This is a genomic window from Streptomyces sp. LBL, from assembly GCF_029893585.1.
Taxonomy (GTDB): Bacteria; Actinomycetota; Actinomycetes; order Streptomycetales; family Streptomycetaceae; genus Streptomyces.
The window spans coordinates 1-4005 of the sequence record NZ_JARXYX010000077.1; the positions used below are offsets into that span (position 1 = coordinate 1).

The 4005-nt window shown below is 67.8% G+C and carries 1 protein-coding gene; it reads right to left on the reverse strand.

Going from position 1 to position 4005, the window contains the following annotated elements; all coding sequences use genetic code 11:
- Positions 1-212 precede the first annotated feature (212 nt).
- Positions 213-4005: DUF4365 domain-containing protein (locus M2271_RS42255; RefSeq protein ID WP_280892789.1), on the reverse strand; the 3793-nt coding region annotated here is incomplete at its 5' end.

Sequence of the window (4005 nt, forward strand, 5' to 3'; positions counted from 1 at the left end):
AGTAGACACGTGCAGGAGGCGCCGGGGGGCGATGCGTTCGTCCTCGGAGGAGTCCAGGGCGGCGGCGAGTCGCTGGTAGAGGCGCGTCTTCAGCCTGCGGTTCGAAGGTGGTCCCATCGTGGAAATGACGCGAGTGTGATATCGATGCGCTGCTGCGTATTGTGTACAACCGTGTGGTGAAGCGGGCCGCCCACCATCTGTGCGGCAGCGGATCACAGTGGCGGGTTCTGCAGCATGGCCACCTCGACGATGGCCGTTGCCATCGTCGGTGTGAACCGGTAGTGCTCGGTCAACAGTCGTGTCACTGCCGGGCGAAGCAGGGCCAGGAACTCGTCGGCCGTGGGTGGCTGCAGTTCCGGGGTGGGTTGTCTACTCAGAGTGCGCTGGCGGGCTACTGCTCGGCTGCTCGCCTTGAGTGCGTTGAGCGCGGCAGGCTGCAGAGCTTGCACTGGCTCCAGGCCGACTCCGGTCGCGAGCAAGGTTTCGGCGGTCAGTTGTACGACGGCCGGGAGTATCTCCTGTGGCGCCAGCAGCGCCGTTGCGCCTGCGATCGCCTGGTGGAGCCAGCCTGCGAGCTGGTCGGGGGCGTTCTCCCATACCTTCTCGGCGATGTGGGCCCACCGTGGCCTGAGCGGTTCATTCATCCAGAAGTGGGGCCTGCTGAATGTGACGGCTGCGGCGGCCGGTGTCCAGTCCTGCGTTTGAGCGAGCTCGGTGATCTCTCCCAGAGTGACGGGCAGATCCACGACATAGGACTTGAGCAGCGTGCGGAGGTCGTGGCGGTAGCGCTCGTGGGTGAACTCGGGATAGTCGCTGTGGTCGGTGAGGAGACGCAGGAGCGCGACCGTGCCGAAGGTGGGGATGCCTGCCTTGATGAGCAGTTCACGCAGGGCCGCGTCGTCGCACCACAGGGCGCTCCCGGTGTCCAGGGCGTGCTGGGCGGCAGACAGCCAGGCGACGGTTTCCTGGTCAGGAACATCGTGCAGGTCGAGCAAGCGCCGGATCCCGGTGAGGTCGGGGACGTCAACAGGCTGCAGGACGGGGATGATCCGGGAGAACGCTGCCGCTTGACGGCTGTGTTCCTTCCTGTCCTGGTCGGAGTACTTGGTGATGGTGAAGCGTCCGTTGTACACGCCGAGTTGTCCGGAGGATCGCATCAGCTCGTCCAGGGCGTAGCGGGTTTTGATGATGTCGTCGAACACGGCTCGGGTGACGGGGGCGGCCGCGAAGACGGCTCTGAGCTGGTCGAACCGGCCGGGGAGGAGTGTGGTGAGGGCCAAGGTACTGGGGTCGAGCACGGCGGTGCGGTTCAGCGCGTCGTTCGCGGCCCGGACCTCGGCAGCGACGTGTTGCGAGTTGAGCGTGCAGGCGGGGATGAGCCCAGCCGCCCGATGAATCACCGCGAGGGCAACCGGGCGTCCTGCGGCCCAGGCAAGCATTCCGGTCGTGAGGGCGCCGACGCGTACGGCGTCGGCGGCGGCTTGGAGCAGTGGTTCGCGGGGACCCAGGGTTCGTTCGACATGCTGCAGGAGATTTCGAGAGCCCTGGATGGTGGTGAGCGAGCGGGTTGCTGGCGCATCGGCCAAGAGGTCTTGCAGTCTTCGGCTGAGCGGATCCGGCAGCTCGAGCGCCGTGGGTGCTGCCTTCTGCGGGGCTGGGTCGGCCGTCTTCGTGGAGGTGGCGGAGGTGGAGTCCGTGGCTGGTTCTCCGGTGGCAAGGAGTACTCCGTTCAGGAGGGCTCCGGTCAGTTCGGGGTCCTCTCGGCGGTAGCGCTCGGCGAGGCCGATCGCGGTCTCCGCGAGTGCGGGGGTCCATCCCGACCATCCGGTCAGGGCGAGCCATGCCCGTGCGTCGTGTGTGTTGCGGATTTGCGGGGCGAAGCGGGCGAGCGTGTCGCGCGCAGTATCGAGTTTGCGGGCGTTGAGCTGTGCGTGGATCGCCGCCCAAACAAGGGGCAGTGTCTGTGGAGGGACTGTTCCGGCTGCTCCTTCCAGCGCGGTGACGTGCTCGATGCCGGTTTCCTCGGCCAGCCCGACCAGGGCGTGTTCTTCCATGTCGTCCCAGTCCGCGCGGTCCTGGGCCCACTGGATGACCGTGCGGCGCAACTGGCTGCGCATCTCGACTGACAGGAACGGACGTCCCAGCAGGGTCAGGGCTTTCATGCGGGCCTGCTCCCGGTCGCCGGAGCGGTCCCACCGGTCGATGGCAAGCGCCCTGAGGTAGGTGTCGCCGAAGCGCCGTCCGGCGCGTTCAGCGGCCTCCGCGGCGAACACCAACTGCCCTTGATGTTCGTACTGTTCGACGAGTGTCATCGCGGCGACCACGCTGTGGTTTTCCCATTCACGCAGCCGCCGGATGGCAGCATCGGCGTCGCCGTTGACGGCATCGGCCACGGCCCGGCGGGTCTGGTAGACGGCTTCGGGCAGGGCCCGTTGTTCACGGAGTTCATCGAGGTGGGGCACCGGCCAGAGGCCGTGGCCGGTCAGGGCGAACGCAGCCTCCGCCCGCTGCTCGTCGGTGGCTGCGCCGGCTGCCGCGGCCTGCCAGGCGACGATGCGCTCGGCACGGCCGGCAGCGGGATCTGCTTCGCGCGCATACGCCGCCAGTTGGAGCTTCTCGCCGTGTCCGGTGAGGTTGGCTGCGAGCGTCTCCGCGAGATCCGCACGGCCCGATTTGTAAGCCAGCCGTACCGCTTCGACCAACAGGGGCTGGGAGGCAATCTCTGGTCCGTAGGCGTCTCCCTCTGGCTCGGCGATCGCGGTGTGGATGGCTGTGGTGATGTCACCGGACATCACCCGGGCTTCGAGGAGGACGGCTGCGGCACGGTCGCTGGGGCCCCGCCAGCGCCGGTACTCAGCACGTGCGGCCTGAGCCAGACGCTGGGCTCGGCCGGTGTCGAAGAACGCCTGGTGGGGCGCGCCGACTGCGCTGCGGCGCAACAGGCACTGTGCGAGATCGAGTTGCACGGCGGGTTCATTGGGATCAAGGCGCAGCGCCCTTTCGAGAATGTCTTCGCCTTCCTCGTGGCGATCGGCTGCGAAGTGGCAGTAAGCCGTGAAGCGCAGGATGTTGACGTCTTTGATCGCGGCCGGGTCCCCGGCCGCGAGTGCGCGTTCCACAGAATCCGGCAGGCGTGCGGGGTGTCGGCCGCCGGCGTCGAGGAGGGCGCGGACGGCTGCGACCAGCACGGCGGTGCCTTCCTTATGAGCGGCCTCCGCCAGCCGGAGCGCGTGCTCGGGGGCGTGCGCGACAGCCGCGAAGGCGGCGAGGGCGAGCAGGCGTCCGCGGTCGGCTCGGGCTGCGGCAGCGGCACGCTCCAGGGCTTCGACAGCGGGCATACCGACTTCATGGGAGCTCGCGTAGGCGGCAACAGCCCGCCAGGCTCCTTCTTCGCGCTCAGCCTCCATCTCGGTGAGCCAGACGGGCAGAGCGGTCAGAAGCTGCCTGACGGCTTGAGCGGGGTCATCAGCATCGGCGAGAAAGACCGCCAGGGGAAAAGCATGAGCGGCCTGGGCTTGGTGTTCACGCAGCAGTTGGATACGGGTGTCGCCCGGTAGACGGTCCACTGCGTCCTGGAAGGGGTCAACGTCTTCCTGGAGGCGGGCGGGACGCCCCAGCACCTCGGCATTGGCCTCGTCGATCTGCTGACCGACGGGGACGAACACCTTGTAGTGCTTGCCCGTTGACACCAGTGTGCCGGGGGTGACGTGCTGCCAGTGGACACGCTCGGTCCTCGGGTCGAACAGCAGCAGGGTGACCGGCAGGCAGTGGTTACTCCAGTAGGCCACGTGCGCGGCGTCGCAGGGATACCACCAGCCTCCTTCGGCGGCAGCGGTGAACTGGCTCTCCCCGGACTTGATCTGCACCGCCAGCAGGCGTCCGGTCGGTCTACCCGTCGTCTTGGCGGTGAGGCTGGCTCCGATGACGACCTCAAGGTGCGCGTCGATCCCGACGTCACTGGTCTCCTGCTCGCGAAACAGCCACCCGAGCCGGGTGGCCACCAGA